We start from the raw sequence: 23,326 nt of genomic DNA, 5'->3' as shown, positions 1-23,326 counted from the left end.
GGAGGGGCCGCATGCCGCTGCTCGCCGGAGCCCAAACCGGCCCTGGGCCTAACCCGCCCGGCTTCGACTGGCCGCAGCCGCTGCGACTGGTCTACATCGACCCCGACGGCGTTGAGTGGGATCTGTCCGACCTGGCCGGGCCGGTGCAGGTCACCGGAGTCGCCGGTATCGGGTCACCGCCGGTGTCGCTCGCCGGGTTCACTACGCCGTCCGGCGCGATGCTCGCGCAGAACTACCGTGGCACCGGCCGCGCCGTAATCGTCGGTATCATTGCGGGAGCTGACACCCAGGCCGAGTTCCTGGAGCTCCAGGACCGCCTGGCGGACGCGCTGTGGACTGAGCGGCTCGGCGAACCCGCCCCCGGCACGCTGCGGGTCCAGCGCCCGGACGGCACCGCCCGCCAGCTCCGCGTCCTTGTGACCGCAGGCCCGGAACAGGCCGACGACGACCGCGACAAGAGCGGCCTCACCTGGACGTCCTTCCCGATCACGTTCCGGTCCATCGACGCCTTTTGGGCCGACGCCGCCCCGACCGTCCTGACCTTCCAGAGTGCAACGGGAGCGGCCGGGGTCCCGCCGATGCCGCCGGTGGCGCTGGCGCCCTACGCCGTCCTGGGAAACCTCACCGTCACCAACACCGGCAAGGCCGAGACCTGGCCCCTCTGGAAGATCACGGGCCCGGGAACGCCGACGCTGACCAACACCACCCTGGGCCGCGCCTTCGGGCTGGATGTCGCGCTCAGCGCAGGCGAGACCGTCACCATCAACACCGGTCCCGACGGCGAAGCGTACGCCATCGACCAAGACGGCGACGACCGGTGGGAGGACCTCGTCAAATCCAGCCCCCGCGACCTGTGGCCCCTAGTCAAAGGCACCAACCAGCTCAATCTCGTCCTCGCCGGATCATCCGCCGCATCCAAGATCGAACTGTCCTACGTCCGCCGCTGGCTGCGAGCCTGAGGAGGGAGCGCCGTGGCCATCACCGTCGAGCCCCTCACCACAGCCCTGGCGAAGCAGAAGCCGCTGCCGTGGATGAAGCTCGACATCAACACGGTCCGCTACAACCAGGTCGCAGCGTTCACCCTCACCCTCCCCGCAGTCGACCGCGCCTGGGACCTCGTCGACTTCGACGCCGACGGTGTCCTGAAACCCAAAGCCGGATTCCTGATCGACTGGAACGGCGTCTTCGAACTCCCCTGCAAGGCCGAGCAGGCCAACCTGTCCCGAACCATCGACGACGCCGGCAACATCACCGAGACGATCGTGTTCTCCGGCGGCGACTTCCTCAGCCTCCTCGCCGACCGCATCGTGTTCCGCAACCCCGCCCTGCCGTGGACGGGGCAAACCGTCGGGACCAGCACCGTCACCGGCAAAGCCGAGACCGTCATCAAGCAGATTGTCACCGGCAACCTAGTGACCGCAGGCGACACCACTCGCCGCGTCCCCGGCTTCGCGGTCGCCCCCGACCTGGCGCGCGGCGGCGACGTCACCTACACCATCGTCATCAAGGACCCGGCCGCGACCGGCGTCGACAAGACCGCCACCATCGGCGACACGGTGATGGACATGGTCCGGGCCGTCGCCCGCCAGTCCGACATCGGCGTCCGCATCGACCTCATCAACGGCCAACTGGTGTTCGACTGCTTCATTCCCCGCGACCTCACCGAAAAGGTCGTGTTCAGCGAACGACTCGGGAACCTGCGCGCCTGGAACATCACCGACGCCACCCCCACCGGCAACGCGATCCTGGCGCAGTCCGGGACGCCCACCGGAGCTTTCACGACCGGGACCGGACCTGGCGCGACCGACCCGTGGCGGCGCGTGGAGAGCTACTCCGACCAGACCTCCACCATCGACGCCGCGCAGCTCAACCAGGCCCGCCTCGACGAGCTCGCCAAAGGCGCCGCCGCCACCAAGATCAACCTGACGGCCGTCGACATCCCCCGTTGCCGGTTCGGCCGCGACGCCCCCGGCATCCAGGGCTACAGCCTCGGCGACCGCGTCGCCGCCGACATCCGCGACGGCGTCGTCTACACCGACATCGTCTCGGCCGTCCACCTCACCGCCGACGGCACCAGCGCCACCTACACCGAGACCGTCACCCCGACCATCGGCCGCGCCGACGACACCGCCGCCGACGACGCCACCGACACCGCACAACTCGCAGCCCAGGTCCGCCGCCTCGAGCAGGCCCTGCGCAACCTGCGCTGAACCTGCAGCGATCACGCCCCGCGCCAGGGGGCGCCGACTGCCTCCACCCGGCCACCGACCCGAGAAAGGAGGCGCCGCATGGCGCTGAACGACGCCTACCCGACCAGCTCCACCACCCTGACGACCATGGCCCAATGGGAGGCGTTCTTCCGGGGCATGTCCGCCAGCGGCATCGTCGCCGGCGTCCTCAACGAGTTCGAGCCCAGCCTCGACACCGGCGCCCGAGCCGCCGTCATGGCGTCGGGCGCAGCCGAGATCCGCGGATTCCACGTGGACGGCCCCACCCCCACCGCGACACCCATCCCTGACCCGTCCGCGCAGAATCGCGTTGACCGGCTCGTCCTCCGCCTCGACCGGGCTGCCGCTACCGCCGCCGGATGGATCACGCCCGTGGTCATCCCCGGCACGCCTCATGCCACCAACCCGCAGCCACCGCCCCTCATCCAGGGCGACATCGGCACGTTCGACCTGCCGATTTCCCGGTGGACGTCCACCGCCGCTGGCAGCCTCGCCAACCTGGTCGACGAGCGGATCCTCAAAATGGGGCCGCCGCTCGTGTTCTTCTCGTGGGCACGACCCCCCGCCGCCATTCGACGCATCGGCACCGAGATCGACACCGGCCGCACCCTGCGCGCCGATGGCACCGCGTGGGTTCCGATCACCGACGACACCGGCTGGGTGTCGCTGACGCCGCTGACCGGGCCAGACAAAGCGGCGTGGACGCCGAACTCGGTGTGCCGGGTCCGCAGGGTCAACGAGACCGTCCACGTCCGGATCGCCGTGAAGCGGTGGAACAGCAGCGCCCTCACCCTTGCGGACGCCGACGGGTCCGCACCCATCACCCTCCCCGCCGGGTTCCGTCCCGAGATCGACGAGCTCGGCGGCGGCTTCCACTCCCGTTCCCCGGTCCAGCTCCGCGTCGAGAGCACGGGCCACGTGCGGATCTTCCCGCTGGAGAGCGATATCCCCGCTGGCCGCACCGTCCAGGCCAGCGCGCAGTTCCTCATCAACTAGAGAAGGGGGCGACATGCGGCATCCGTTCGGGCAGACACCTTCGGACTGGACCTTCACCGTGGGCGCCAGTAACGTCCCGGTGCTCGCCGGGGCGGTCACCCTGACCATGTGGTCGGCCGCCTCCGGCGGCGTCCAATACACCGACCTGCTCGACTCCACCGGCGCAGCCGTGTCATCCATCGTCACCGGCACCGGAAGCCCCCTGCCCATCGGCACCATCCCGGCCTTCAGCGGCCCCGAGGAAATCACGACCTTGTGGGCCGACGCGGGCGGCGGCATCCGCTACCGCCTGGTCGCCAACGACGTCGGTGACCTCCTGGGCGGCAAACTCGACCGCGCGGGCGGCGCCATGCTCGGCGAACTGCGCCTGCTGGACGACAGCCCCGCAGCCTCCGAGGACTACGTCGACGACGCGATCGCCGCAGCGGGTGTCGGCGGGGCGCCGTCCATCCTTCCGTGGAACATGACCGGAATCCTGTCGGTGCGGACCGGGACTTCCCGTCTCTACAACGACGTCGGCCGCGCCCTGACGATAGGGACCGTGCGCGCCTCCGCCGCCGTCGCCCCTGCCGGGCAAGCGATCATCGTCGACGTCCACAAGAACGGCACCACGATCTACACCACGCAGGCCAACCGCCCCCAAATCGCCGCTGGGCAGGTGACCGGCACCGGCGGCGTCCCCGAGGCCGCGACGTGGGCGCCGGGCGAGTACCTCACCGTCGACATCGACCAGGTCGGCACCACCACCCCAGGCAGCGATCTGACCATCACGGTCCCGGCGACCTGACATGGCAGCCCCCGTAGCGCACACCGGCGCCGGCAACGTCACCACCGCCACAGCAGCCAGCGCCACCATCGTGGTGCCCAAACCCAGCAACGTCGCCGACGGCGACGTTCTGGTCGCGATCGTCAACCACTCCATCACCGGCGCCACGTTCGACACCGTCCCGGCGGGCTGGACGCAAGCCGCTCTCTACAACACCGTCCGGGCCACCGGAATCTGGACCAAGCCGATCCCCAGCGCGGCCGCCGAGACCGCCACCGACTACACCTGGCACGCCACCGGCGGTTCCGGCCGCATCGGCGGCCTCATCCTCCGCGTGACCGGCGCCGACGGAACCAACCCCGTCGACGCCGTCGGCGCAGGCGTCGGCACCGGCACGTCCTCGATCGTGGCGCCGCAAGTCACCGCCGTCGACGACGAGGCGCTGCTGATCGCCGCCTACTCCTCCTACATCGCCTCGGCCACCCCCACCACCATCACCAAACCCGCGCCGATGACCAACGTGGGCGGCTGGTCCACCAACGGCGGCGCCTCATCCAGCACGACCTTCCTGGCCTGCCACGAAACCCTGGCAGCCAGCGGCGGCACCGGCACCCGCACCGCCACCGTGGCGCCCGCGGGCAGCGGCGCCGCCGCCATCATGATCACGCTCAAGCCCGGAACGGTCGACCCGCCGCCCGCCGCGCCCGTCGCGCACACCGGAGCCGGCGACACCAGCACCGTGACGGTGGCGAGCTCGGCGGTGCTGCGGTGCCCGCGTCCGGCCAACACCGCCAACGGCGACGTGCTGATCGCGGTTCTGTTCCACCGCAACTCCGGGCCAGCGTTCGCCACCAGCCCCCCGGGCTGGACGGCCGCCCCGGTCTCCTACACCGCCAACGGCGTCCTGGCCATGTACTGGCGGCACATCAACCACGCCGCCACCGAACCCGACCACTACACCTGGCGCAGCCCGAACGGCGCCGCGCGCGGCGCCGCCGTGATCTTCCGCGTGACCGGAGCGGCCCCACCGACCGCCTCCGGCGGCCCCATCGACTCGGCCGGGACCGCGACCGGCTCGGGCAGCTCGACGATCGTGGCTCCGGCCACGACCGTCGCGGCACCCGCCGCTCTGCTGGTTGGCTGCTACTCCACCACCGCCAGCACCCCGACCGCCCCCGAGATCTCGCCGCCGCCCGGCATGGCCCAGGCCGCCGCCGTCCCAGTCGTCACCGGAAGCGCCGCCGCGTTCCTCCTCGTCGCCACCCAGGCCCTGGCCGCGTCCGGCTCGAGCGGCACCCGCACCGCGACCGTCGCGCCAGCCGCCAGTAGCGCGGCTGGTTTCCTCCTGACCCTGGCCCCCGCAGGTCACGGCACCGCCCAGCCGCCGCAGCTTCGCGGCCGCCTCACCGGCGGCGTCACCCACAACGCCGCCAAGGCCACCGCCGCCACCGCGTTCGCCGCCACCGTCAGGTTCGCGTGGTCGACCAGCCCCGACCTGGCCTCACCTACCTACACCGCGCCCGTCAGCCCCGACCGCGACGGCCTCGCCGCCGCCGCCCTGACCGGCCTTGCCCCGGACACCACCTACCACTGGGGCGTCGAGCTCGACGGCACCCTCAACACCACCGCCACCTCGAAATTCCGCACGCACCCCACCCCGGGAGCCGCGGCCTCGTTCAGCTTCGCCGCCGGGTCATGCGCCGACACCGACACCGACCACGAGGTCTTCGACGACATCCGCACCCGGACCGGCCCGACCGGACAGCCCGCCCGGTTCCTCGCCCACTTGGGCGACATGCACTACCAGGACATCGGCGTAGATGACGAGGCGTGGGCGCTGGGCTGCGTCCTGAACGTCCTCGCCAGCCCGAGACAGCAAGCGCTCTACAGCACGGCCCCGCTGGCCTACACCTGGTCCGACCACGACTTCGGCGGCTCCAACGTCGCAGCGGCCTCGCCGGCCGCCGCAGCAGTCCAGGCCATCTATCGCCGCGCCTTCCCGACGTACACGCTGCCCGTTGACGGCGTGGGGATCTACCAGTCGTGGCGGATCGGCCGCGTCCTGTTCGTGATGACCGACGGCCGGTCTTACATGTCCCCGATCGCCGACCCCGACAACGCCGCCAAGACCAAACTCGGCGCCCTCCAGAAAGCCTGGTGGAAGAGCCAGGTCACCACACCCGGCATCGGCCTGGTCGTGTGGCTGCACGAGGACGCCTGGCACAACGCCTCCACTTTCACCGGCGACGACACCTGGTCCGCCTACCAGACCGAGCGTGCCGAGCTCGCAGCCCACATCCAGGCCAACGCCGTGCCGCTCCTCTACATCCACGGCGACATCCACGCGCTCTCCCACGACGACGGCAGCCACGTCCCTGGCAGCTTTCCGCTGGTGAGCATCAGCCCCCTGGACCAGACGACCTTCGTGGGGAACGGCGGCCTGACCAGCGGCCACTACCCCGACCCCGTCTCGAACAGCCAGCACTCCCAGCAGTACGGCTGGTTCGACGTGATCGACGACGGCACACAGATCGTCGTCCGCTACCAGGGCGTTTCCGGCGGAGCTGTCGTACAGCGCGTCGACATGTCCTGGGGCATTGACCGCCGCATCGGATGGGGGACACCTCTATGACCAGCCCGGACCCGCTCGGCGTGCAGATCGGAGCGCGCGAGATTTACGACGAGGTGAAGAGCGCGCGCGACGAGGTCCGCGCGGTCGGATCCAAGGTCGACCGCCTGGTCGACGGCCACGACGGGCTGCGCTCCGACATCGACGACGTCCGCACCGACCTCGCCGACCACGAAACACGAATCCGCAGCGTCGAGCGCGCACGGTGGCCCCTGCCCTCGCTCGGAGTGCTGCTCGCCCTCGGCGCCTTGATAGCCGCTGTGATCCCGCTTCTCAGCAAAGGAGCATGAACATGGACATCATCACCCGCGCCGAATGGGGTGCTCGCGCCCCCCGTTCACGATCCACCACCAGTTGGTCCGCACGGCGGGAGTTCGTCGTGCACTACTCCGAAGGCCCCACCGACCAGTCCGTGAAGAGCATCCAGAACTTCCACATGGACTCTCGTGGATGGTCTGACATCGGTTACAACTTCCTCGTCGACAACAAGGGCCGCATCTATGAGGGACGCGGCTGGCTCGTGATCGGGGCCCATGCGACGGGGCACAACACCTCGGGTATCGGGGTGTGCTTCATCGGACGCGACGGCGACGCCACGGACGCGGCCAAGAAGGCGATCCGGTGGCTGTACGACGAGGGTCGCAGCAAGGCCGGGCACCCGTTGTCCAAGAACGGGCACGGGCAGCTCAGCGGGAACTCGACGAACTGCCCCGGCAAGCAGCTCCTGTCGTGGGTGAAGGCGGGCATGCCCGCTCCCGGGGGCGGCGACCCCACGCCTCCCGGGCCGCCCAAGTGGCCCGGACGGTACATCACGCAGCCCCCGATCATGCGGGGTGACGACGTCCGGACGTGGCAGGCGCAGATGAAGAAGATCGGCAAGTCGATCGACGTGGACGGCGCGTACGGGCCCAAGTCCGAGGCCGTGTGCCGGGCGTTCCAGAAGGAGCGCAAGCTCTCGGTGGACGGCATCATCGGGCCCGACACGTGGGCCGCCGCCTGGAATGGGCGGAGGTAGAGCACCGTGCGGGATCTCAAGGGTCGGGCGTCGGAGACCCAGCACATCGCTCGCTTCTTTGACTACGAGCACCTGCCGCCGCCGCTCTGGCAAATATCGGCGTTGTGCCACGACGTGGCCGACGGGATGATCGCCGCCCTCCCAGACGGCCCGGAATTGACGGCCGGGCTTCGCAAGCTGCTGGAGGCGAAGGACTGCTTCGTCCGCGCGGCGCTACCGCCTAAGGAGTGATCATGTACGACAGCATCATCCGTACGACTGTCCCGCTGATCGTGGCCGTGCTGCTCGGCCAGGCCGCGCGCGTCGGTCTCGACCTCGACCCGGGCGCGGTGACGTCGATCGTCACGACCGTGATCGGCGCCGTCTACTACACGGCCGCGCGAGCGCTGGAGCAGCACATGCCGACGGCTGGCCGGGTGCTGCTCTCGGCGGGTCTTGCGACTCGGGCCCCGGAGTATCACCGGCCTCGGTAGGCTACGCAGCGTGACGACGGCGGCCCGTCTCTTCCGGGGGGAGAGACGGGCCGCTTCGCTGTGCTCGGGTCAGGCGAGGTCGTCAGTGTGCCTCGACATGCCCGCGAACTGTGCAGGGTCCTCTGCGTGGGGCCGGGATGCTGGGGAGGCGGGCGGGCGAGGCGGCAACCGGACGCGGTTCCCGCTTTCAGGGCTCATAGGGCCCGAGGTGGTCCAGCGCGTTGTCTCTGGATACCGCTGCTCACCCGCCTCCAGTCAGGGGGCACGTCTTGCCGATGGGGAGGCCCGGGGCGGGTGACGTCGCGGCGAGCTCGCGGGGGGCTCTGAATGCCTGCTCTTCCCGGTAGAGGGTGCCGGTTGCCAGGCAGTGGTGCAGGCAGCGCAGGAGCCGTCCGTACAGATTGCGCAGTGCGGCGGCGTAGCGGTCGCCGCGCTCGCGGCGCCGGTCGTAGTAGGCACGGCAACCCGGAGAGCGGGTCAGGCTCGCGAAAGCCCAATGGTGGCCGGTGACCTTGAGGACCCTGTTGGCGATGTGGCGTTGGGTGACCCCATGGGACCCTCCGCTGGCCCAGGTGATGGGTGCGGCACCAGCGTAGGCACACAGCCCCTTGGCGGTGGCGAACCGGGTGGGGTCATCGCCGATCTCCGCTAGGAGCCTGGCTCCGATGATGGGACCCACGCCAGGGAAGGACCGGTAGATCGGCGCCTGCTCGTGAGCCTGGAATGCTTCTGTGAGCTGGTCGGCGAGGCTCTCCACCAAGGCGGTGGACTGGTTCAGCATGGCCAGCACAGCCAGCATCGAGTGGCCCATCGCCTCCTCGACCTGGAGTGGCTGGCGCAGTTGCTGTACCCGGAAAAGGGTGTGCAGGCGTGCGGCGTGGTCGTCGATCTGGCGGGTCCGCCCGGCGCCAGCCAGTATCGCTGCGAGCTGGCTGCGGCGCAGCCGGGTCGCGGTGGCCGGAGTGGGCGCCGCGGCCAGGACGGCGCGGGCCTCGGCACGCAGCAGGTTGGTGGGGAGCGTCGCCCACGCCTGCAGAGCGGCCGGGTAGTAGTCCGTGAGATGGCTGCGCAGCCGGTTGGCGTAGTAGCGCTGGTCCCGCAGGGCTCGCAGATGCGCCCGGGTGAGCTGCTTGAGTGCGGCGGCCCGGGGCGAGGGCGTCCACAGCGGGCGGTGCTGATCGCCGTCGATGCGCAGGATGTTGGCCAGCATGCGCGCGTCGCCCGCGTCGTCCTTGCGCTTGGCCGGATTCAGCCGGCCTCGGTATCGCGCAGCCATGGCGGGGTTCAGCGCCACGACAGGCTGCCCGGCGCCGCGCAGGGCTTCTACCAAGAGCCCGCGGCTGGTCTCGATCGCGACCGGTACGCGTTTGCGGCTGTGCCGGTGGCTGCTGTTGACACCGGGGCCCAGCAGCCGCAGGAGTTCCTTGACCCCGTCAGGGGTCTCAGGAATACGGCCGCGGGCGATCACTGACCCAGCTGCGTCCACGACGGCGATCTCATGGCCGTGGCGCTCAGACCAGTCGATCCCGGCCCAGTACCTGGGCATCGGTGCCTTGTCCTCCGTGGAGAAAGAAAGCGGGGGGAAGGGGCTGGTCCCGTTCTCGCTTGAGTGCTGACGGCACGGGTTCGCAATAGGGACCAAGCCCCATGAACCCTATAGGTGCATGGGTCTGCAGCGGGGAGCTTTGCGGTACCGCGACCTAGCGGGGCGCTCTGCCCCACCCCGTCCAGGCTCGACGTCATGGAATTGATCGGTTGCCAGGAGGGGCGCTCCTTCGAGGCGAAGCGCCCTGAACAAACGGAACCTGGCCAGGGCGCTATGGTGCTGCCTTCGTTATCCCTTCACGGCCCGGCACGCCCTACAGCGGCAGCGGTACCACCGGTACCCCATCGGCGTCCCGTGCGGTGTATCCGCTGGCGCCGCCTCCCGCTGCGCGCGGTCAAGCGCGGTGGCGAACGCCGAATCGACGCCCGCCCGGCCGTACACCGCTTGCTGTGTCAGACCGACCGCTGCGGCTGCCTCGGGCACGCTCGCGCCTTGCCTGATCGCGTCGACGACGGCCTGTTGGACTCGTGCGCTGAGGATGGCGGCGGCGATCTCGCGTCGCCACTGCCGGGAATGGTCGGCATGAGCCCGCCGCGCCTCTGTATCGCGGGCGCCGTAGCGGTATCGCGAAGTCGGAGCGTACATGGCAACAGACTGCCCTCCCCGCACGCGCGGGGAGGGCAGTCTTCCAGATGTGGTCAGCGGACGCGGCGGATGGGGCCGCTGGACTCCTTGCTCCAGCCGGTGTACTTGGCCGTCCGGCAGCTCTCGGCGTAGCGCTCCAGTTCGGGGAGTATCTGTTCCCAAAGAGTGGCCGCGCGGTCCTTGCGCTCGGCCATGACGGACTCGTCGTCCCCGGGCCGGACGAGGTGGTCGGTGTTGGCGATGCTGTAGGTCTCGTTGTACAACCCCCCGAAGGGCGCGATGCCCTCGGCGGCGACCCGGAAGTCGAAGGCGTCGGCGTCGCCGTATGCGTCGCGGGCGCGCGCGATGATCGTCGCGGCCGTGTGCGTGAGGTCCGGGGACATGTCGCTCTCCTGAATGGGGACGATGCGGGCGGCGGGCTTTGCCGTAGCGGGCGATGACCGTTCGGTCGTGCACCGGCGGGTTAGGCCCGAAGGTGATCCACCCTGTGGCCGAGCGGCGCCAAGAAGTCCGCGAGGTCAGCGCGGGCAGCGCTGCGAATCATCTGTTGGTCGTCGCCAGTGACGGTGACTTCCAGGTCGTGGGGCGGGTCGACCTGGCTGCGCTCCAGGCCGTCTGCGAAGCACACCATCGCGTGGACGTCGTCGCGTCCGGTGTGGCTGCGGACCTGCTCCAAGTGGGCGGTCACCCAGCCGCGAACGTCAGGGGTCGCGAGACCGGGAAGGTCTGCGACGCGGTCGTAACGGACTCCGTCCGGGTTGACCTGGCCGAGCCTGTTGTGTGGCACGGGCGGCGTGTAGCTATCCCACATGATCTTGATGACGACAAGCGCCATGACAGGCTCCAGAATTCGCTCGATGCTGGTACGGGTCCCTGCTCGACGATTAGGTCGGGGGTCGGGCGCCCCCGCTCCCCTTCGGGTGGACGGGGGGTTTCGCTTTGCTCAAGGTCACGCTTTCAGGGTGACCGTGTACTCCTCAAAGGGATCGTCGGTGGCAGCCGTGACGAACTGACGGACCTCTTGGAGTGTGACCGTTCGCCCGTCCGCAAGCACCACGTGATGGCGGAGGACCTTCGTGTGGTCCTTGACGCCGGTTCCGTAGACGCGTCCCCCCGGCGCGGGAATCCTTCTCTCGGCGGCGTCGTGGCCGGTAACCGTGGTCTCGTGGGTGACCGCGTCCCGCAGAGGGTGCCAGGACGCTCGATCGGCCCAGTCCTGGGCCCTGTTCGCGGCACCGAACACCAGCGTGAGCACCTCGGCAGCGGCGGGGGCGAGAGTGGAGGGGATGTCGGCCTGCTCATCCCACAGCCACCGCCCGAGCGTGGCGCCCCCGTCATCCCAGAGCTGCCAATCACCGCGGCCGACATGGGCGTGGACGCACCGGGGGCCGCTGTCGGCGCACACGACCACGGCGCCAGCGAGTTCGCGAGCACGCTCGGCGCTGTCCGTGACGGCCAGGCGGCCGTGGCTCTCGCGCAAGATGATCCTGGTCGCCGTGTCGGAGATGGTGTCGCGTTCAGGCGTTGCGTTCATTGGATGGCTCCTTGATGACGGCGCAGGCGCTTGAGGAGGAACCGGTGGCGGTGCGCGAGCCGGTCCTCCTGCTCGGTGATCTCCCGCTCCCAGGCGTCCAGCCGCTTGGCGCGGGCGTCGGCTTCGGCCGTGGCCTCCCAACCGGGAACCCGAGCGTCGCCAGCGCGCGGGACGCCGAGCAGGAACTCCATGTACGGAGTGAGAAGCGTCAGGTGCTTTTCGCATACGCGCGCGAGACGGGCCAGGCCGAGCGCGCTGGCCGGGCAGCCCTTCGCCTCACACAGGCGAATGACTGTTTCGTCGCCCCCGGCGGGTTCGAGGTCGATGCTGTAGCGCAGGCCGTGGACGTTGACGATGACCAGTTCCCCGGCCGAGTCTTCGAGGAGGACGGGCAGGGGCCCGACGTCGTCGTGGTCGATCGAACCGAACGCGCCTGCGTCGTCGTCGGCCGCGACAGTCGCAAAGAGGCGGGCGGCGGCGTCCAAGCCGATACGGATGCGCTCACCGTCGGCGGTGTTGATCTCTTCGCCAGTCGCCGCGTGGGCGAGCAGCGTGGCGAGAGTGGTCATGGGGATCCTTTGCTCGAAGGGCGGACGGACGTTGCCTTCGCGCCGGTCAGTCGGTGCTCAAGGTCGGCCACCGGGACGACGCCGTGACGGGTGACGATCTCCTCGACGATGGCGTCGGTGGCGAGGCTGACCCGGTCGCGCAGGTCGCTGGAGGTGAAGGTCATCCTGGGCTCTCCTTCGTGGCAATGTTCCAACGGTAGGTCGCGGGTCGGACGGTAGGGGGAGGATCGGGCCGGTGGCCGGACGCGGCCGGAAACCCCTCCCCAGAGGGCCAGGCCCTTCGCACCTGGATTGGCCGCGCGCAGTGCCGCTGACATAGGAGTACCGGCCGGGGCCATCGAAAAGGCGCTCAAGAACCTTCGGGGCGTCGTAGTGATACTTCACCCGGCGCAGCGGCGCTGCGCGGGCCAGCTCCCGTCGAAGCACGCCGTCGTCCATGTCCAGAACCAGCCAGGGCCGCCTTCGCTGGGAGTGGAGCAGAGCGCTCATCGGGGCTCCTGCGGCGATGTGGTGGCGGTGAGATCGGCGAGAGCGTCAGCCAAGTCGGCAGCATCACGTAGGGCCTGCGCCAGATCCCGCCAGGGCGCCGGGTTGCCCCGGTCGGCCTGCGCTCGGTGGTATCGCTCCTGAACGTGCTGCTCACGACTGGCCGGGTCGAGGTAGGCGATCAGTTCATCCAGTGTGCCTTCGATGCGGCGGTTCAGCTCGGGGCTAGTGATCATCATGCTCGTAATCCCTTTCGTGGGACTCTGGCGTCCTGGGGTGGGCCAGAGTGGGGATTCAGAGTTCGGTGCGGCAGCGGTCGGCGTGGAGGAGGCCGAGCGCGAATCGGCTTCTGTCCCTGGTGTGCCGGATCTCGAGGTCTCGCCCCGTCTTCATGTCGGCGAGCATCGCGACCGAGACGGGACCCTCGATGTCGCCGTACGGGTCGACCTCTGACTTGCGGAGGTGGTCGACGACGGTGACGCTTCGGACTGGGGACCCGTGTGTGCAGGTCGGCAGGGAGTCGGGCTCGTCCGAGTAAACGACAGTTGTCAGGGTAGTGTCGCTGGCGAGGTTGTTGATCTTGTCCATGCGTCTACCTGGGGTCTAGTGGTTGTTCGGTTCTGGTGGGCTCGGAGAGCCTGCGTCAGGCCGGTTCGGAGACCGACCTGACGCAGGGCCTAGGCGCCCGCGACCTTTCGGTCTTCGACCAGGCGGAGCCGGTCCCCGGCCAGCCGGATTCGTACGTCACGATCGACAAAGCTCATGAAGCGCCGGTAGTCCATCTCGGGGGCTGCTGCCATTCGCATGGCCTTCGCGTAGACGGCGAGGGTCGTGGGGTGCTCGGCGGCCAGGCGATCGGTGAGGGCGTCGAACAGGACGCGAACCGCGCGCGTGGGTCGGATCTGCGGGTTCTCGTCGATCATGTCGGCCGCAGCTCTGGCGATCATGGTGTGGATCCGTCGCAGAGTTTCGCGGGCCTCGAAGGGGTAGTTGGCCTCGAAGGGGCGGGCGATCTTTTCCGTCGTCATGCTTCGAGTGTATGGGGTCCCCATACAGTTTGTCTACCCACCCCTTACACTTAGCTCATGGAGTCACGTAATCCCACCGATGACGAGATAAAACAGCAGGTCAACGAAGCAGTGCGCAGCTTTAGTGGCACATTCATGGACATCGAAGACCCGGCAACCCGCGGCCGTGCCCTAACCGCCCTGCTTGAAGCCATCCCCGACCTGCAGGCCGACCTCCGCGGGGCCCGCCAGAGCGACGTCCTGCAGCTGCGGCGCGCCGGTCTAAGCCATGCCGAGGTGGGCGCGGCGATTGGGACCTCGCGTGGGCGCGCCGCGCAGATCGCCGACGGCCGCGCCGGTGGAAAGGAGGCGAAAAGAGAGCCCATCTCCGGTGGGCAAGGCAGCCATGCGTGATCGCCTGACCGGACCGTAGACCGATACCCGGAGACGATCACCCGGACGGGCGAGGTACTCAGGCTCGGAGGGCGTACGCGAGCAGCCGATGACGGACTGCCGCTCAGTCGACCCGAAGACGCGGGCAGGCCCGAGGTAGCTGTCGGTGGGTGAGTCCACCGACGATCGAGGTTCCTCGCACGACGTGCCCCGCCATAGATCGCGAAGTTCTGGGAGGGCGGTGGACGGGTGGGTACGACAGGCTTGTGCGCCGCTACAACGAACGCTTGGCCGAGGTGGACGTCGCCGCGGACGCGGAAGAAGACGTACCACCGATGGGGTGGACGTGGCGCGGCCGCCGCTACCGCGTGACCAGCGTTCTGGAGCACTGGGTGGAGACGGGCGAGTGGTGGCTGCGAGACGACGGCCAGTTCCCCCGTGTGCGGTTCTGGCGCCTGGAGGCGGCCAGCAACCATGGCCAGGGCGTGGTCGAGATCGCTCATGACAGCAGCGAGGATGCCTGGCGGATCGTGGGCGTCCTGGACTGAAGCCAGCTCGCCGCCCTGCCCTCGCGCAGCGTGCTGTCGCTTGTCGGCCCCCGTCCCGCGCCGCGCGGGGGCAGGTGTTCGTGCGGCTCGAGCGGGCAAGACTGCAGGTGAGAGGGGCGTGGCGGGACGAGGTGTTCGGGGGCTTGCCACGTCATGCATATCCGCCGTCCTGTGCCGCCGATGCTCGCCCAGTCCGTCGACGATTTCCCTGAGAGCGGCGATTGGGTGTACGAGCCGAAGTTCGACGGGTTCCGCTGCCTGGCTCTGTGTGTCGGTGGCCGCGTCGAGCTGTACTCCCGGGCCCTGACCCAGTTGACCAGGTCGTTCCCCGAGACGGCTGTGGCGCTCAAGGCGACGGTTCCGGCCGGGTCCGTCCTGGACGGTGAACTCGTCCATTGGTCGCCGGCGACCGGCCGCCTCGACTTCGCCGTACTTCAGCAACGTCTAGGCGTCGGTCACCGCCGCGCCGCCCAGCTTGCCCAGGCCAAACCCATCAGCTACGTGGTGTTCGACTGCCTTGAGGCGCCGGGGCACGGCGATCTGCGGTCGCGTCCGCTGCACGAGCGACGCCGCGTCCTGGAGGAACTGCTGCGCGACGCCGACGGCACCGGCCTGGTGCTGCTGTGCCCCCAGGAGACCTCGGAGGCCCGCGCTCGGATCTGGCTGGAGGTGCTGGTCGACCAGGCGGTGGAGGGGGTGCTGATCAAGGCGGCTGACGGGAGGTACCGGCCGGGGGTGCGGGGCTGGTACAAGCTCAAGCACTACGACGAGACCCTGGCGGTCTGCGGCGGCTACACGGGCTCGCTCTCGGCGGTGCGGGGGCTGCTGCTGGGCCGGTTTCCGTCGGACGGGGGCCGGTTGCGGATGGTCGGCCGGACCGGTCCGCCACCGGCCCGGTTGCGCAGCGAGCTCGCCGCGCAGTTCGCGGCTCGAGCGCTGGCCACCGCCAGCGCCGAGCACGAGCATCCCTGGCCGGCCGAACTACCCGCGACCTGGGCCAGTGGCCTGCCCAAGTCTGGTGCGCCGCTCGCCTACGTGCGGGTGGAGCCGACGCTGGTGGTGGAGGTGGCGGTGGACATCGCCACGGCGCATGGCCGTTGGCGCCATCTGGCCCGCCTGGAGGACGTGCGTCCCGACCTTCACCCAGGACAGGTCCCGCTCGATCTCGACGTGGAATAGCTGTCCGGCGCGCCCTCAGGCTGGTGCCGTTCGGGCCGCGTCCCTGACCTGGGCGAGCGCCGCGTTCGGGTTGGGCTGGTCGGTGACCCAGGGATGGGTGTAGATCTCCAGAAGGGTCTTGGCCCGCTGCGCGCGTGCGGCGTCCAGCGGTCCCCAGTCCACGGCCGCCCCATCGACGATCTCCACGCCGCTGGGTAGTGCGGCGTCGATCTCCTCACACCGCCGCCCGAGGTCATCGAACTCGCGTCGCAGGCGGATCAGGTCGTCCGGTATGTCGCTCACGGGCTCATGCTACGCCGGGTGTTCCGCAGGTCAGGGCTGCGCTCGAGGCGCTACCGCTGCTGGGTGGCGCCGGGCCAGCCGTGCACGGTGAGTGGGGTGTTGGTGAGGTAGGAGTTGATCCCTGCGGCGGGGTAGTCGATGGTGTTGGACGGCAGGACGCGCGGATCGCACCACAGCAGCTTCCCGCATTTGTGAGGTTCGGTGTTGCGGGGTTCGCCGTCCCAGCGGGCGGTGGCGAAGAAGAACCCGATGCGGGCCAGGTCGTGACGCTGGTGGTGGTGCACGACCGCGACCAGCCGCAGGTCGGCGGGATCGGCGTGAACGCCGGTTTCCTCGGCGAGTTCGCGGGCGGCCCCGGCCGGGATCGTCTCCCCGTCTTCCAGGTGGCCGGAGGGCAGGTGAAGCATGCCGTCGCAGTAGCCGGTGTTCTGCCGCTCCAGCAGCAGGATCTCCTCTGCGCGTTCAAGGATCACGTGGACGTCGATCGTCGCTGTGTACCGGTCGGTCATGGTCCCCCGCTGTGGTCTGCTTGGCCGTGCCGGGGACCGAGCGTAGTGCGTGTACGGCTGTGACCACGGTGTTTGCCAGTGATTCGGTGTCGGTGCGGGTGGAGTCCAGGTGCAGCGTCTCGGTCGCGTCGCCGATCAGCGCGGGGTTGAGGTCGCGGTAGCGGGCGTGTTCGCGGGCGGGGAAGTCGGGGTCGTCCTCGAATCGGCCGTGCGAGCCGCGGGCGGTCAGGCGGCGGGCGAGTTCGGCGGGCTCGCAGGTGAGGACGACGGCCAGGCCGGGGGCATCGGCGTGGGCGTTGAGCGCCTGGACGAAGGCGGGGTCGACGCCGTCGAGGACCTGGAAGGCGTGGGAGGACAGCACGTACCGGTCGCACAGCACGACGGCGTCGGCCGCCAGAGCGGGGCGGATTTGCTGGTCGAGGTGGTGGTAGCGGTCGGCGGCGACCAGGCAGGCCAGGGTGTGGCCGTGGAAGTGGTGGGTGCCGGTGCGGGCCAGGCTGCCCAGCGGCCCGTCGGAGGGTTCCCGGGTGAGCAGGTGCGGGATGTTGTCGCGGGCGAGTCGCTGCGCCACTCGCGCGGCCAGGGTCGTCTTCCCGGCGCAGCCGGGCCCGTCGAAGCTGACCAGCAGCCCTCGACGTCGGCGTCCGCGCGCTGACCCGGCCGGGGCGAGCGCCGGACGCGGCCGGGGGCGGGGCGCGGTGGGGCCGGTGTTCATGCGTCCTGCTCCAGCAGGTCGTGCTGCAACGTCGACAGCTCGACCAGCGCGGCTCGGATCTCGTCCAGTGGGGCGTCGCCGAACTGGATGCCGACGGAGAAGTTGAACTCGTCGCGGGCCCGCATGGCCTCCTGGCCGCCGTCGTTGGTGAGGTCGATCGCCGCGTAGTTCAGGAGCTGGCTGGGGGTGTAGCGGCCGGTGGCGATGAGCCGATCCCATTCGGGGGTGCCGGGGTAGGGCCGGAACTCAAACACGCTCGCGCGGAACCGGCCCGGCAGCGGGCTGGTGAGGTCCCACAGGTCGTGGACCAGGGTGACTGTCTCGGCGAGCTCGGCGCGGGTCTCGGTGGGAAACCCCAGGATGAAGTAGCCCTTCACCGCGATGTCGCGCTCGGTCAGGCGCCGCACGACCGAGCGGACCATGTCCGGGGTGATGCGCTTGTCGACATAGCGCAGCAGCCGTTCGCTGCCCGATTCGATCCCGAGCGCGACCTCGCGCAGCCCGTTGTCGACCAGTTGGTCGAGCGTCTCGTCGCTGGCGCGGTGCAGCACGTTGATCCGGCCGGTGGCGTCCCACACCGCCCAGTCGGCCACCCGGGCGCGGGCGAACGCCTCCATCATCGTGGTGATGACGCGGCGTGTTCCCAGGAACAGGTCGTCGACGAACCGGAACGCGGTCACCTGGCGCTGGTGGTGGAGGTCGGTCATCTCCTCCAGCAGCTTGTAGGGGTCCCGGACCCGGATGGTGATGTCGGGGTTGGCTGAGACTGCGGCGCCGCAGAACGAGCAGTCATACGGGCAGCCGCGGGCGGCGACCATGTTCGCCTCGATGCGCCCGTCGTCGGCGCGGCGGGGGTCCTGGGCCAGGAACCGGCGATCCACGACGGGCAGGGCGTCCAGGTCGGGCGCCAGGTGAGCGGGCTCCCCGCCACGGCCCCGCGCCAGATTCCCGTCGGCGTCCAGCCACATCACGCCGGGCAGGCGCTCGCGGGCATGGTGATCGTGCAGGAGTTCGATGACGCGGGTCTCGGCCTCGCCTGCCACCAGGGCCTGGGCGCGGCGCATACGCGGGTCGGTCAGGATCGGGGCCGGCATCGCCTTGGCGTGGTGGCCGCCGAGCATCACCCGGATCGCCGGGTCGAGCCCGGCGGCGATCCGCGCCGCCACCTCGTAGGTGGGGGCGAGCAGGTTGAACCCGGCCCAGCGCGGCGCGACCTGGTTCATCATCGCTATGACGTCGGCGACCGGCAGCCCGGCGGCTTCGGCGTCCAGGACCCCGACGTTGAACCCGGCGGCGCGGGCGGCGGTGGCGATGTAGGCCATCCCCAGCACCGGCAGCGTGAAGTCGTTGACGCGGGGCCGGGCGCCGTAGTCGCGCAGCGGGGCGTTGACGAACAGGCAGTCCAGCGGGCGGGTGAGGTCAGCCCCGGCGATCACGGCCAGTTTCTGGAGGTTGGCCGGGGTGGGGGTCGGGGGGTCGTGCCGTGGAGGTGTGGACATGGTGTGCTCCCCAGGCGAGGGTGAAAAGGGTGATGGGGCCGAGCTGCGCACCGGCGATGCGCCGCCACCGCTCGGCGAACGGCCTGGCACTATCGGGCCAGGTCTCCTGCGGCGCGGCGGTGCGGGCCCAGGTCCGGACGGCCAGGTCGTCGTAGGGGTACAGCGACCAGTCGTGGCGGTGATCGGCCACGGCCGCGCCAGCGGTCCACGGCCCGACCCGGGGAACGGCCTGCAGCGCCTGCACCAGCTCGGCCGCCGACAGCGCGGCCCAGGCAGCGTGCTGGTCGAGGTAGGCGGTGGCGGCCGCACGCAGCGCATCGGCCTTGAACGCCAACCCGACTCCGCGGAACTGCTCGGTGCTCAGCGCGGCGACCGTCGCCGGAGCGGGCAGCGCGTGGACCGCACTGGCACCGGCACCGTCCGCGCGGGGGCCGAACGTCTCGCGGAAACGGCGGTGTTGAATGCGGGCCTGGTCGGCGCGGACGACCTGCCGGATGATCGCCGTGGCCAGCGCATCCCACAGGCTGGGGTTGCGCCACCGCCGGACCGGCCCTAGCTGCTCCAGCGCGTCGCGCAGACCGGCGGGCACGGTCGCCGGGAGCGCGCCCAGGTGCAGCAGCTCGGCGTCCGCCGGGTCGTCCAGGAGCACAGGCTCGGCATGGTCGGCATCGGCGGCGGCCGCGCGGCGCCAGACGCCGCCGATCAGATCCCAGCCCGGGTGGTCACGCATCGTGGTGGTCATAGCGTCATCCTCCTCGGTGGCCAGGCTCACCCTGAGGCGTCGGTGTCTGAACCAGTGCGGGCTGGCCGCTGGCCCGGACGAGCTCCTCGCAGGCGTCGGTGACCGCTTGGAGTTCGGCGGCGGCGCCGAGTTGGTCGGCGAGGGTATGCGCGGCCCGCAGGTGCTCGGCGGCGGCGCCGAACTGCGCGAGGCGGGTATAGACCAAGCCGAGGTAGCGGTGGCTGCGGCCGTGGTCGACCAGCTGGCCGTCGGCGACGGCGAAATGTTCACGGGCCTGCAAGGCGTAGAGGAGCGCGGTCGTGGGCTGGTCCAGGTCCAGGTGGGCGGCCGCTAGGTCGAGGCGGGTCAGCGCGCAGTGGCGCTCGCGCTGCGGGTCCTTGGACATGGTAAGCCGCTGGTAGCTAGCCAGCGCTTCCTGGTAGTAGGTGATGGCCTGGTCCAGCTCCCCTTTCGCGCGGTGCAGGTGGCCCCGGCGGCGCTGGATCCCGGCGAGCCTGTCCGGTTCGGGCGGGTGTCGCCACAGTTCCTCGGCCTGGTCGAGGCATGTCGCGGCGGCTTGGAAGTCGCGGGCGCGTATCAGGCAGATGGCGCGCCGGTACCGAACCTGCGCTCGGTCGCGGCGGATGGCGGTGCGGTCGGCTGCGACTTGGGCGAGAGCCTCCAGTTCCTGCCAGAGGTCAACCGGGATGATCCGCAGGCGGCACGCTGGCCATAGGGCGCGGACGAGTTGGAGCACTGTGCGGTACTCGCCGCGCCGGTGGGCGGTGCGGGTCAGGTCGGCGATGTTGAGGTGCTCCCGCTCGAGCCACTCCAGCGCTTCCCGCGCCGTCAGGGTGGGCGGCTTCGCCTCCCCGCTTGTTCGTGCGCTGGGCGAGGTGGGCCGTGCCGCGTCGCTGGCGTTGATCGCGTCCGCGAGGTAGCGGTCTCGTACCCGGGCGAACACCGCGTCCTGTTCGGCGGCCGACAGTGCGGTGGCGGCCGAGCGGGCATCCTCAGCGGAGGCGAACTTGTACCGGCCGTCTGTGGTGGCGGTGAGCAGGTGCGCCTGCTCCAGTGCGGTGAGCTGGGCCTGGGCGTCTGGGGGATCGACGTCGAGCGCTGCGGTCGCGGTGACCAGGTTGAAGTGACGGATGGGTGCTGCGGCTAGCAGCTCATAGGCGCGGGCGGCGGACTGCGGCAGGCGTTCACGCGCGGAGGCGATGACGTTCTCCAAGGTCTCATCGGTGCTGGCCGCCGGGTTGGCGGCGGCGGGCAGGCCGGATGCTGCGGCGGCGCACAGCGCCAGCGGCAGGTACCCGCAGCGGCGCGCCAGCACACGCAGCTGTGGGGTGTCGCCGGTTCCGGTGGTCGGGACGTGGCCCAGGTCTCGGGACAGCACTCGTCGCAGCAGCGCGACCGCGTCGTCCTCGGCCAAGGGCCGCAGGGGGAGCGTCCAGCGTTGAGCAGCTAACGCGGTTGGCACGCTCTGGCAGGTGGCGATCATCAGGCCGGTGACGGGCGCGAGCTGGATCACCTGCTCGGCCGTGGTGATGTCGTCCAGCAGCACCGCCAGGCGGCGGCGGCTGGTGATGGTGCGCCACAACCCGGCCTGCTCGTGCTGGTCATCGGGCACCAGCTCTGGAGGCACGCCCAGCGCGCGGAGCCACCGCGCGCGTACCCCGGCCACCGATCCCGCCGGGCCCGCCTCGGCGCGCAGATCGGCGTAGAGCTCCCCGTCGGGGTACTGGTCTTGGACGTCGCGCAACCAGCACACCGCCAGCGCTGTCTTGCCGACGCCGGAGGGCCCGTGCACCATCACCACGACCTGCTTATCAGCGGCGCTCTGGACCACGAGGTCGAGGGCCTGGCGCTCGGCGCGGCGGTCAACTAGGTCGGTGGCGGCGGGCAGTTGCCGCGGCGGCCCGACCGTGGCCCGAGCGGCCGCTCTGGATGCCATGGCCACCGATCCGGTGGCGGCCGGGCAGGGGTTGTCGACGGACAGGTGGATCCCGCCGTGGACAGCCCCTGTCTGGACCACGTGCCCAGCGCTCCCGGCGCTCCCGTCGAACTGGTTACCGGGCATGACCGGCCGCAGTATCGGTTGGGATGTCTTCTCGGTCGATAGCGAAGGTCAGGTGCAGGGAGGTACCGGGGCTCGGTGGTGTGTCGACGCGGTGCGGCAGCCCTTTGGGCAGCAGCAGCACATCACCTGCGGTGGTGGTGAGCACTTCCAGTGGGTCCGCGTTGTTGAACAGCCCGGGACCGATCCGCCAGGTTTTCGCTCCGCTGATCTGCACGATGGCGCCGTACCAGGTGTCCCAATGCGCGGCCAGGCCCGCATCCCCACAGTTGGATTGGAAGATGGAGCACACGACCTGAAGGTCGCTGGCGGCCAGCCGCCCCAGGTGCTGCGCTACGTGGGAGTACCAGGCGTGGGGAGTGTCGCGTCCGATGTCCTCATACACGCGGGTTCGCCGACGGACCTTGTACGCCTGCCTGAGCACGCCCTCGTCGGTGTGCCGGTCGAACTTGCGTTGCTCGTCGAGCAACGCGACCGGAGCATCCCCGGGCCGGTCATGGTCTACCGGCAGGGGCAGCGTGGCCAGCCATTCGGGGTCGAACGCCGCCCGGTGATGTCGATGACCGGCGCAGGGGAGGATGCCGGTGCCGCCGAAGCTGTGGATGGCCGCCCACAGGATTCCGGTGACGCGCGCGGCCTGTGTCTCCTCTAGGCTCACGGGTCAGCGCTCCACGTGCGGCAGGTGCGCCATAACGCACCAGTGGGCGCCCGCCACCTTGTCGTAGGTGGCGCGGCCGGCCGACACCTTCCCGGCGGCGTCCGGACCGGCGCCCTCCAGCAGCTCCCGCAGCGATCCGGTCACCGCCGAGGTGTCGGCGTCACCGTCAGCTTCCAGGACGCGAAGTGCAGCCGACCGCATCACCTCGAAGTCGTGACTAGAGATACCGGCAAGACCGTCACCGTTGCGCAGGCCCGCGGCCTGGCCGGACGATGCGTTCGGTGCGTGCGCCAGGGCCGTTTCCAGCGTCCTGATCATGAGGTTCACCCTTTCGTGTGGGCGGAAGAGGGCTCTGAGCCCGGGTCGGAATCTGGGGTCGGGTGTGGGAGTCCCGCGCGGAGCAGGGCCGCTGTGATCTCGCGGACGCAGGCCGTGCCGATCTGGTCGGCCAAGGTGAGCCGGCCCGCCGCCGCGAGCGCGTGCACATCGGCTACCGTCGTCGGCGCCAAGTCTTGGGGAGCCTGACGCCACGACCGCAGGCGGTGCAGGACCCGGACCGTCATGCCGTACTCGGTGAGGGAGTCGATCGGCGACTCCGGTGTGACCGGCTCCCCTGGTTCGCACCACCCGTCAGCCAGCAGGTGGCACAGTTGCTCGCGCGCGGCCTGGACGGCCTCCTCGACGGAGGTCTCCTTGGCCCATGCGTCTCGGATGGTCCTTTCGATCAGGTTTCCGCACAGATGCGCGGGCACCCATCGATGGCTCATGCCTCCTCCTCTGCGCGAGATCGGGTCGGATGATTCGGGCCGCGAGGCGACACGCCGCTTGCAGCTCCGCCGTTCTCTTTG

The 23,326-nt window shown here is 70.2% G+C and carries 30 protein-coding genes; 12 read left to right on the top strand and 18 right to left on the bottom strand.

The window, feature by feature from the left end:
* Nucleotides 1-11: 11 nt before the first annotated feature.
* The 9 genes from ACQPY4_RS39060 to ACQPY4_RS39020 all read left to right on the top strand — a co-directional run bounded on the left by ACQPY4_RS39060 (nt 12) and on the right by ACQPY4_RS39020 (nt 8,107).
* Complete coding sequence (locus ACQPY4_RS39060) at nt 12-959, top strand: phage distal tail protein (RefSeq protein WP_433329949.1); 948 nt, start codon at nt 12-14, stop codon at nt 957-959.
* A 12-nt stretch (nt 960-971) separates the two neighbouring features.
* Nucleotides 972-2,210 (top strand): Gp37-like protein, encoded by a 1,239-nt coding sequence (locus ACQPY4_RS39055; RefSeq protein ID WP_433329947.1) that lies wholly within the window; start codon nt 972-974, stop codon nt 2,208-2,210.
* Nucleotides 2,211-2,288: 78 nt separating this feature from the next.
* Nucleotides 2,289-3,224, top strand: a complete 936-nt coding sequence (locus tag ACQPY4_RS39050; protein WP_433329945.1) for a hypothetical protein — start codon at nt 2,289-2,291, stop codon at nt 3,222-3,224.
* A 13-nt stretch (nt 3,225-3,237) separates the two neighbouring features.
* Nucleotides 3,238-4,011, top strand: a complete 774-nt coding sequence (locus ACQPY4_RS39045) for a hypothetical protein (RefSeq protein WP_433329943.1) — start codon at nt 3,238-3,240, stop codon at nt 4,009-4,011.
* 1 nt (nt 4,012) lies between these two features.
* Nucleotides 4,013-6,622, top strand: a complete 2,610-nt coding sequence (locus tag ACQPY4_RS39040) for an alkaline phosphatase D family protein (RefSeq protein ID WP_433329941.1) — start codon at nt 4,013-4,015, stop codon at nt 6,620-6,622.
* Complete coding sequence (locus ACQPY4_RS39035) at nt 6,619-6,909, top strand: hypothetical protein (RefSeq protein ID WP_433329939.1); 291 nt, start codon at nt 6,619-6,621, stop codon at nt 6,907-6,909. Before ACQPY4_RS39040 ends, ACQPY4_RS39035 begins: the two co-directional genes overlap by 4 nt.
* Nucleotides 6,910-6,911: 2 nt before the next feature.
* Nucleotides 6,912-7,634: a peptidoglycan recognition protein family protein gene (locus tag ACQPY4_RS39030; RefSeq protein ID WP_433329937.1), complete on the top strand. Its 723-nt coding sequence runs from the start codon at nt 6,912-6,914 to the stop codon at nt 7,632-7,634.
* 6 nt (nt 7,635-7,640) lie between these two features.
* The gene (locus tag ACQPY4_RS39025; protein ID WP_433329935.1) at nt 7,641-7,865 is read left to right on the top strand and encodes a hypothetical protein; all 225 of its coding nucleotides are present in this window, start codon (nt 7,641-7,643) and stop codon (nt 7,863-7,865) included.
* A 2-nt stretch (nt 7,866-7,867) separates the two neighbouring features.
* Entirely contained in the window at nt 7,868-8,107 is a 240-nt protein-coding gene (locus ACQPY4_RS39020) for a hypothetical protein (protein ID WP_433329933.1), read from the top strand.
* Nucleotides 8,108-8,348: 241 nt separating this feature from the next.
* Here the strand turns inward: ACQPY4_RS39020 and ACQPY4_RS39015 are convergent, their stop codons facing one another.
* From ACQPY4_RS39015 to ACQPY4_RS38975, 9 genes are all read right to left on the bottom strand, one after another.
* Nucleotides 8,349-9,653, bottom strand: coding sequence for an IS110 family transposase (locus tag ACQPY4_RS39015; RefSeq protein ID WP_433329931.1), 1,305 nt, complete (start codon nt 9,651-9,653; stop codon nt 8,349-8,351).
* A 698-nt stretch (nt 9,654-10,351) separates the two neighbouring features.
* The gene (locus tag ACQPY4_RS39010) at nt 10,352-10,681 is read right to left on the bottom strand and encodes a hypothetical protein (protein WP_433329929.1); all 330 of its coding nucleotides are present in this window, start codon (nt 10,679-10,681) and stop codon (nt 10,352-10,354) included.
* A gap of 80 nt (nt 10,682-10,761) precedes the next feature.
* Nucleotides 10,762-11,133: a hypothetical protein gene (locus ACQPY4_RS39005; protein ID WP_433329927.1), complete on the bottom strand. Its 372-nt coding sequence runs from the start codon at nt 11,131-11,133 to the stop codon at nt 10,762-10,764.
* A gap of 114 nt (nt 11,134-11,247) precedes the next feature.
* Entirely contained in the window at nt 11,248-11,832 is a 585-nt protein-coding gene (locus ACQPY4_RS39000; RefSeq protein WP_433329925.1) for a hypothetical protein, read from the bottom strand.
* The gene (locus ACQPY4_RS38995) at nt 11,829-12,401 is read right to left on the bottom strand and encodes a hypothetical protein (protein ID WP_433329923.1); all 573 of its coding nucleotides are present in this window, start codon (nt 12,399-12,401) and stop codon (nt 11,829-11,831) included. The genes ACQPY4_RS39000 and ACQPY4_RS38995 overlap by 4 nt, the downstream gene beginning before the upstream one ends.
* Complete coding sequence (locus ACQPY4_RS38990; RefSeq protein ID WP_433329921.1) at nt 12,398-12,565, bottom strand: hypothetical protein; 168 nt, start codon at nt 12,563-12,565, stop codon at nt 12,398-12,400. Before ACQPY4_RS38990 ends, ACQPY4_RS38995 begins: the two co-directional genes overlap by 4 nt.
* Nucleotides 12,566-12,886: 321 nt before the next feature.
* Nucleotides 12,887-13,126, bottom strand: a complete 240-nt coding sequence (locus ACQPY4_RS38985) for a hypothetical protein (RefSeq protein ID WP_433329919.1) — start codon at nt 13,124-13,126, stop codon at nt 12,887-12,889.
* A gap of 55 nt (nt 13,127-13,181) precedes the next feature.
* Entirely contained in the window at nt 13,182-13,475 is a 294-nt protein-coding gene (locus ACQPY4_RS38980; protein WP_433329917.1) for a hypothetical protein, read from the bottom strand.
* A gap of 89 nt (nt 13,476-13,564) precedes the next feature.
* Nucleotides 13,565-13,915 (bottom strand): hypothetical protein, encoded by a 351-nt coding sequence (locus tag ACQPY4_RS38975; RefSeq protein WP_433329915.1) that lies wholly within the window; start codon nt 13,913-13,915, stop codon nt 13,565-13,567.
* A 57-nt stretch (nt 13,916-13,972) separates the two neighbouring features.
* On the opposite strand from ACQPY4_RS38975, the gene ACQPY4_RS38970 reads away from it, so the two are divergent.
* The 3 genes from ACQPY4_RS38970 (at nt 13,973) to ACQPY4_RS38960 (ending at nt 16,014) form a co-directional block, all read left to right on the top strand.
* Nucleotides 13,973-14,308 (top strand): hypothetical protein, encoded by a 336-nt coding sequence (locus ACQPY4_RS38970; protein ID WP_433329913.1) that lies wholly within the window; start codon nt 13,973-13,975, stop codon nt 14,306-14,308.
* A gap of 275 nt (nt 14,309-14,583) precedes the next feature.
* Entirely contained in the window at nt 14,584-14,835 is a 252-nt protein-coding gene (locus tag ACQPY4_RS38965) for a DUF6504 family protein (protein WP_433339214.1), read from the top strand.
* 180 nt (nt 14,836-15,015) lie between these two features.
* The gene (locus ACQPY4_RS38960; protein WP_433329911.1) at nt 15,016-16,014 is read left to right on the top strand and encodes an ATP-dependent DNA ligase; all 999 of its coding nucleotides are present in this window, start codon (nt 15,016-15,018) and stop codon (nt 16,012-16,014) included.
* Between the two features lie 15 nt (nt 16,015-16,029).
* Here ACQPY4_RS38960 and ACQPY4_RS38955 read toward each other — a convergent pair whose 3' ends face one another.
* From ACQPY4_RS38955 to ACQPY4_RS38915, 9 genes are all read right to left on the bottom strand, one after another.
* On the bottom strand, nt 16,030-16,296 hold the full coding sequence (locus tag ACQPY4_RS38955; RefSeq protein WP_433329909.1) for a hypothetical protein: 267 nt from the start codon (nt 16,294-16,296) through the stop codon (nt 16,030-16,032).
* A 50-nt stretch (nt 16,297-16,346) separates the two neighbouring features.
* Entirely contained in the window at nt 16,347-16,805 is a 459-nt protein-coding gene (locus ACQPY4_RS38950; RefSeq protein WP_433329907.1) for an NUDIX hydrolase, read from the bottom strand.
* On the bottom strand, nt 16,759-17,520 hold the full coding sequence (tmk, locus tag ACQPY4_RS38945; RefSeq protein WP_433329905.1) for a dTMP kinase: 762 nt from the start codon (nt 17,518-17,520) through the stop codon (nt 16,759-16,761). Before tmk ends, ACQPY4_RS38950 begins: the two co-directional genes overlap by 47 nt.
* Nucleotides 17,517-19,019: a B12-binding domain-containing radical SAM protein gene (locus ACQPY4_RS38940; protein ID WP_433329903.1), complete on the bottom strand. Its 1,503-nt coding sequence runs from the start codon at nt 19,017-19,019 to the stop codon at nt 17,517-17,519. The genes tmk and ACQPY4_RS38940 overlap by 4 nt, the downstream gene beginning before the upstream one ends.
* Nucleotides 18,940-19,761, bottom strand: a complete 822-nt coding sequence (locus ACQPY4_RS38935; RefSeq protein WP_433329901.1) for a hypothetical protein — start codon at nt 19,759-19,761, stop codon at nt 18,940-18,942. The genes ACQPY4_RS38940 and ACQPY4_RS38935 overlap by 80 nt, the downstream gene beginning before the upstream one ends.
* A 4-nt stretch (nt 19,762-19,765) precedes the next feature.
* Entirely contained in the window at nt 19,766-21,697 is a 1,932-nt protein-coding gene (locus ACQPY4_RS38930; protein ID WP_433329899.1) for a tetratricopeptide repeat protein, read from the bottom strand.
* 115 nt (nt 21,698-21,812) lie between these two features.
* On the bottom strand, nt 21,813-22,478 hold the full coding sequence (locus ACQPY4_RS38925; RefSeq protein ID WP_433329897.1) for a JmjC domain-containing protein: 666 nt from the start codon (nt 22,476-22,478) through the stop codon (nt 21,813-21,815).
* A 3-nt stretch (nt 22,479-22,481) separates the two neighbouring features.
* Nucleotides 22,482-22,796, bottom strand: a complete 315-nt coding sequence (locus ACQPY4_RS38920; protein ID WP_433329895.1) for a hypothetical protein — start codon at nt 22,794-22,796, stop codon at nt 22,482-22,484.
* Between the two features lie 5 nt (nt 22,797-22,801).
* Complete coding sequence (locus ACQPY4_RS38915) at nt 22,802-23,245, bottom strand: hypothetical protein (RefSeq protein ID WP_433329893.1); 444 nt, start codon at nt 23,243-23,245, stop codon at nt 22,802-22,804.
* Nucleotides 23,246-23,326 lie beyond the last annotated feature (81 nt).

Source organism: Spirillospora sp. CA-294931, assembly GCF_050946795.1.
In the GTDB taxonomy this organism is placed as follows: Bacteria; Actinomycetota; Actinomycetes; order Streptosporangiales; family Streptosporangiaceae; genus Spirillospora.
This window is presented reverse-complemented; position numbering and strand designations above follow the sequence as displayed.

What these genes read in the sequence shown, in the direction of transcription:
- ACQPY4_RS39060 (WP_433329949.1), top strand. Translation starts at nt 12, where the DNA reads ATGCCGCTGCTCGCCGGAGCCCAAACCGGCCCTGGGCCTAACCCGCCC.
- ACQPY4_RS38980 (WP_433329917.1), bottom strand. Translation starts at nt 13,475, where the DNA reads ATGGACAAGATCAACAACCTCGCCAGCGACACTACCCTGACAACTGTC.
- ACQPY4_RS38940 (WP_433329903.1), bottom strand. Translation starts at nt 19,019, where the DNA reads ATGTCCACACCTCCACGGCACGACCCCCCGACCCCCACCCCGGCCAAC.
- ACQPY4_RS39010 (WP_433329929.1), bottom strand. Translation starts at nt 10,681, where the DNA reads ATGTCCCCGGACCTCACGCACACGGCCGCGACGATCATCGCGCGCGCC.
- ACQPY4_RS39005 (WP_433329927.1), bottom strand. Translation starts at nt 11,133, where the DNA reads ATGGCGCTTGTCGTCATCAAGATCATGTGGGATAGCTACACGCCGCCC.
- tmk (WP_433329905.1), bottom strand. Translation starts at nt 17,520, where the DNA reads ATGAACACCGGCCCCACCGCGCCCCGCCCCCGGCCGCGTCCGGCGCTC.
- ACQPY4_RS38970 (WP_433329913.1), top strand. Translation starts at nt 13,973, where the DNA reads ATGGAGTCACGTAATCCCACCGATGACGAGATAAAACAGCAGGTCAAC.
- ACQPY4_RS38960 (WP_433329911.1), top strand. Translation starts at nt 15,016, where the DNA reads ATGCTCGCCCAGTCCGTCGACGATTTCCCTGAGAGCGGCGATTGGGTG.
- ACQPY4_RS39040 (WP_433329941.1), top strand. Translation starts at nt 4,013, where the DNA reads ATGGCAGCCCCCGTAGCGCACACCGGCGCCGGCAACGTCACCACCGCC.
- ACQPY4_RS39035 (WP_433329939.1), top strand. Translation starts at nt 6,619, where the DNA reads ATGACCAGCCCGGACCCGCTCGGCGTGCAGATCGGAGCGCGCGAGATT.
- ACQPY4_RS38915 (WP_433329893.1), bottom strand. Translation starts at nt 23,245, where the DNA reads ATGAGCCATCGATGGGTGCCCGCGCATCTGTGCGGAAACCTGATCGAA.
- ACQPY4_RS39050 (WP_433329945.1), top strand. Translation starts at nt 2,289, where the DNA reads ATGGCGCTGAACGACGCCTACCCGACCAGCTCCACCACCCTGACGACC.
- ACQPY4_RS39015 (WP_433329931.1), bottom strand. Translation starts at nt 9,653, where the DNA reads ATGCCCAGGTACTGGGCCGGGATCGACTGGTCTGAGCGCCACGGCCAT.
- ACQPY4_RS39020 (WP_433329933.1), top strand. Translation starts at nt 7,868, where the DNA reads ATGTACGACAGCATCATCCGTACGACTGTCCCGCTGATCGTGGCCGTG.
- ACQPY4_RS38975 (WP_433329915.1), bottom strand. Translation starts at nt 13,915, where the DNA reads ATGACGACGGAAAAGATCGCCCGCCCCTTCGAGGCCAACTACCCCTTC.
- ACQPY4_RS38985 (WP_433329919.1), bottom strand. Translation starts at nt 13,126, where the DNA reads ATGATGATCACTAGCCCCGAGCTGAACCGCCGCATCGAAGGCACACTG.
- ACQPY4_RS38920 (WP_433329895.1), bottom strand. Translation starts at nt 22,796, where the DNA reads ATGATCAGGACGCTGGAAACGGCCCTGGCGCACGCACCGAACGCATCG.
- ACQPY4_RS38990 (WP_433329921.1), bottom strand. Translation starts at nt 12,565, where the DNA reads ATGACCTTCACCTCCAGCGACCTGCGCGACCGGGTCAGCCTCGCCACC.
- ACQPY4_RS39030 (WP_433329937.1), top strand. Translation starts at nt 6,912, where the DNA reads ATGGACATCATCACCCGCGCCGAATGGGGTGCTCGCGCCCCCCGTTCA.
- ACQPY4_RS38935 (WP_433329901.1), bottom strand. Translation starts at nt 19,761, where the DNA reads ATGACCACCACGATGCGTGACCACCCGGGCTGGGATCTGATCGGCGGC.
- ACQPY4_RS38995 (WP_433329923.1), bottom strand. Translation starts at nt 12,401, where the DNA reads ATGACCACTCTCGCCACGCTGCTCGCCCACGCGGCGACTGGCGAAGAG.
- ACQPY4_RS39000 (WP_433329925.1), bottom strand. Translation starts at nt 11,832, where the DNA reads ATGAACGCAACGCCTGAACGCGACACCATCTCCGACACGGCGACCAGG.
- ACQPY4_RS39045 (WP_433329943.1), top strand. Translation starts at nt 3,238, where the DNA reads ATGCGGCATCCGTTCGGGCAGACACCTTCGGACTGGACCTTCACCGTG.
- ACQPY4_RS38930 (WP_433329899.1), bottom strand. Translation starts at nt 21,697, where the DNA reads ATGGCATCCAGAGCGGCCGCTCGGGCCACGGTCGGGCCGCCGCGGCAA.
- ACQPY4_RS38950 (WP_433329907.1), bottom strand. Translation starts at nt 16,805, where the DNA reads ATGACCGACCGGTACACAGCGACGATCGACGTCCACGTGATCCTTGAA.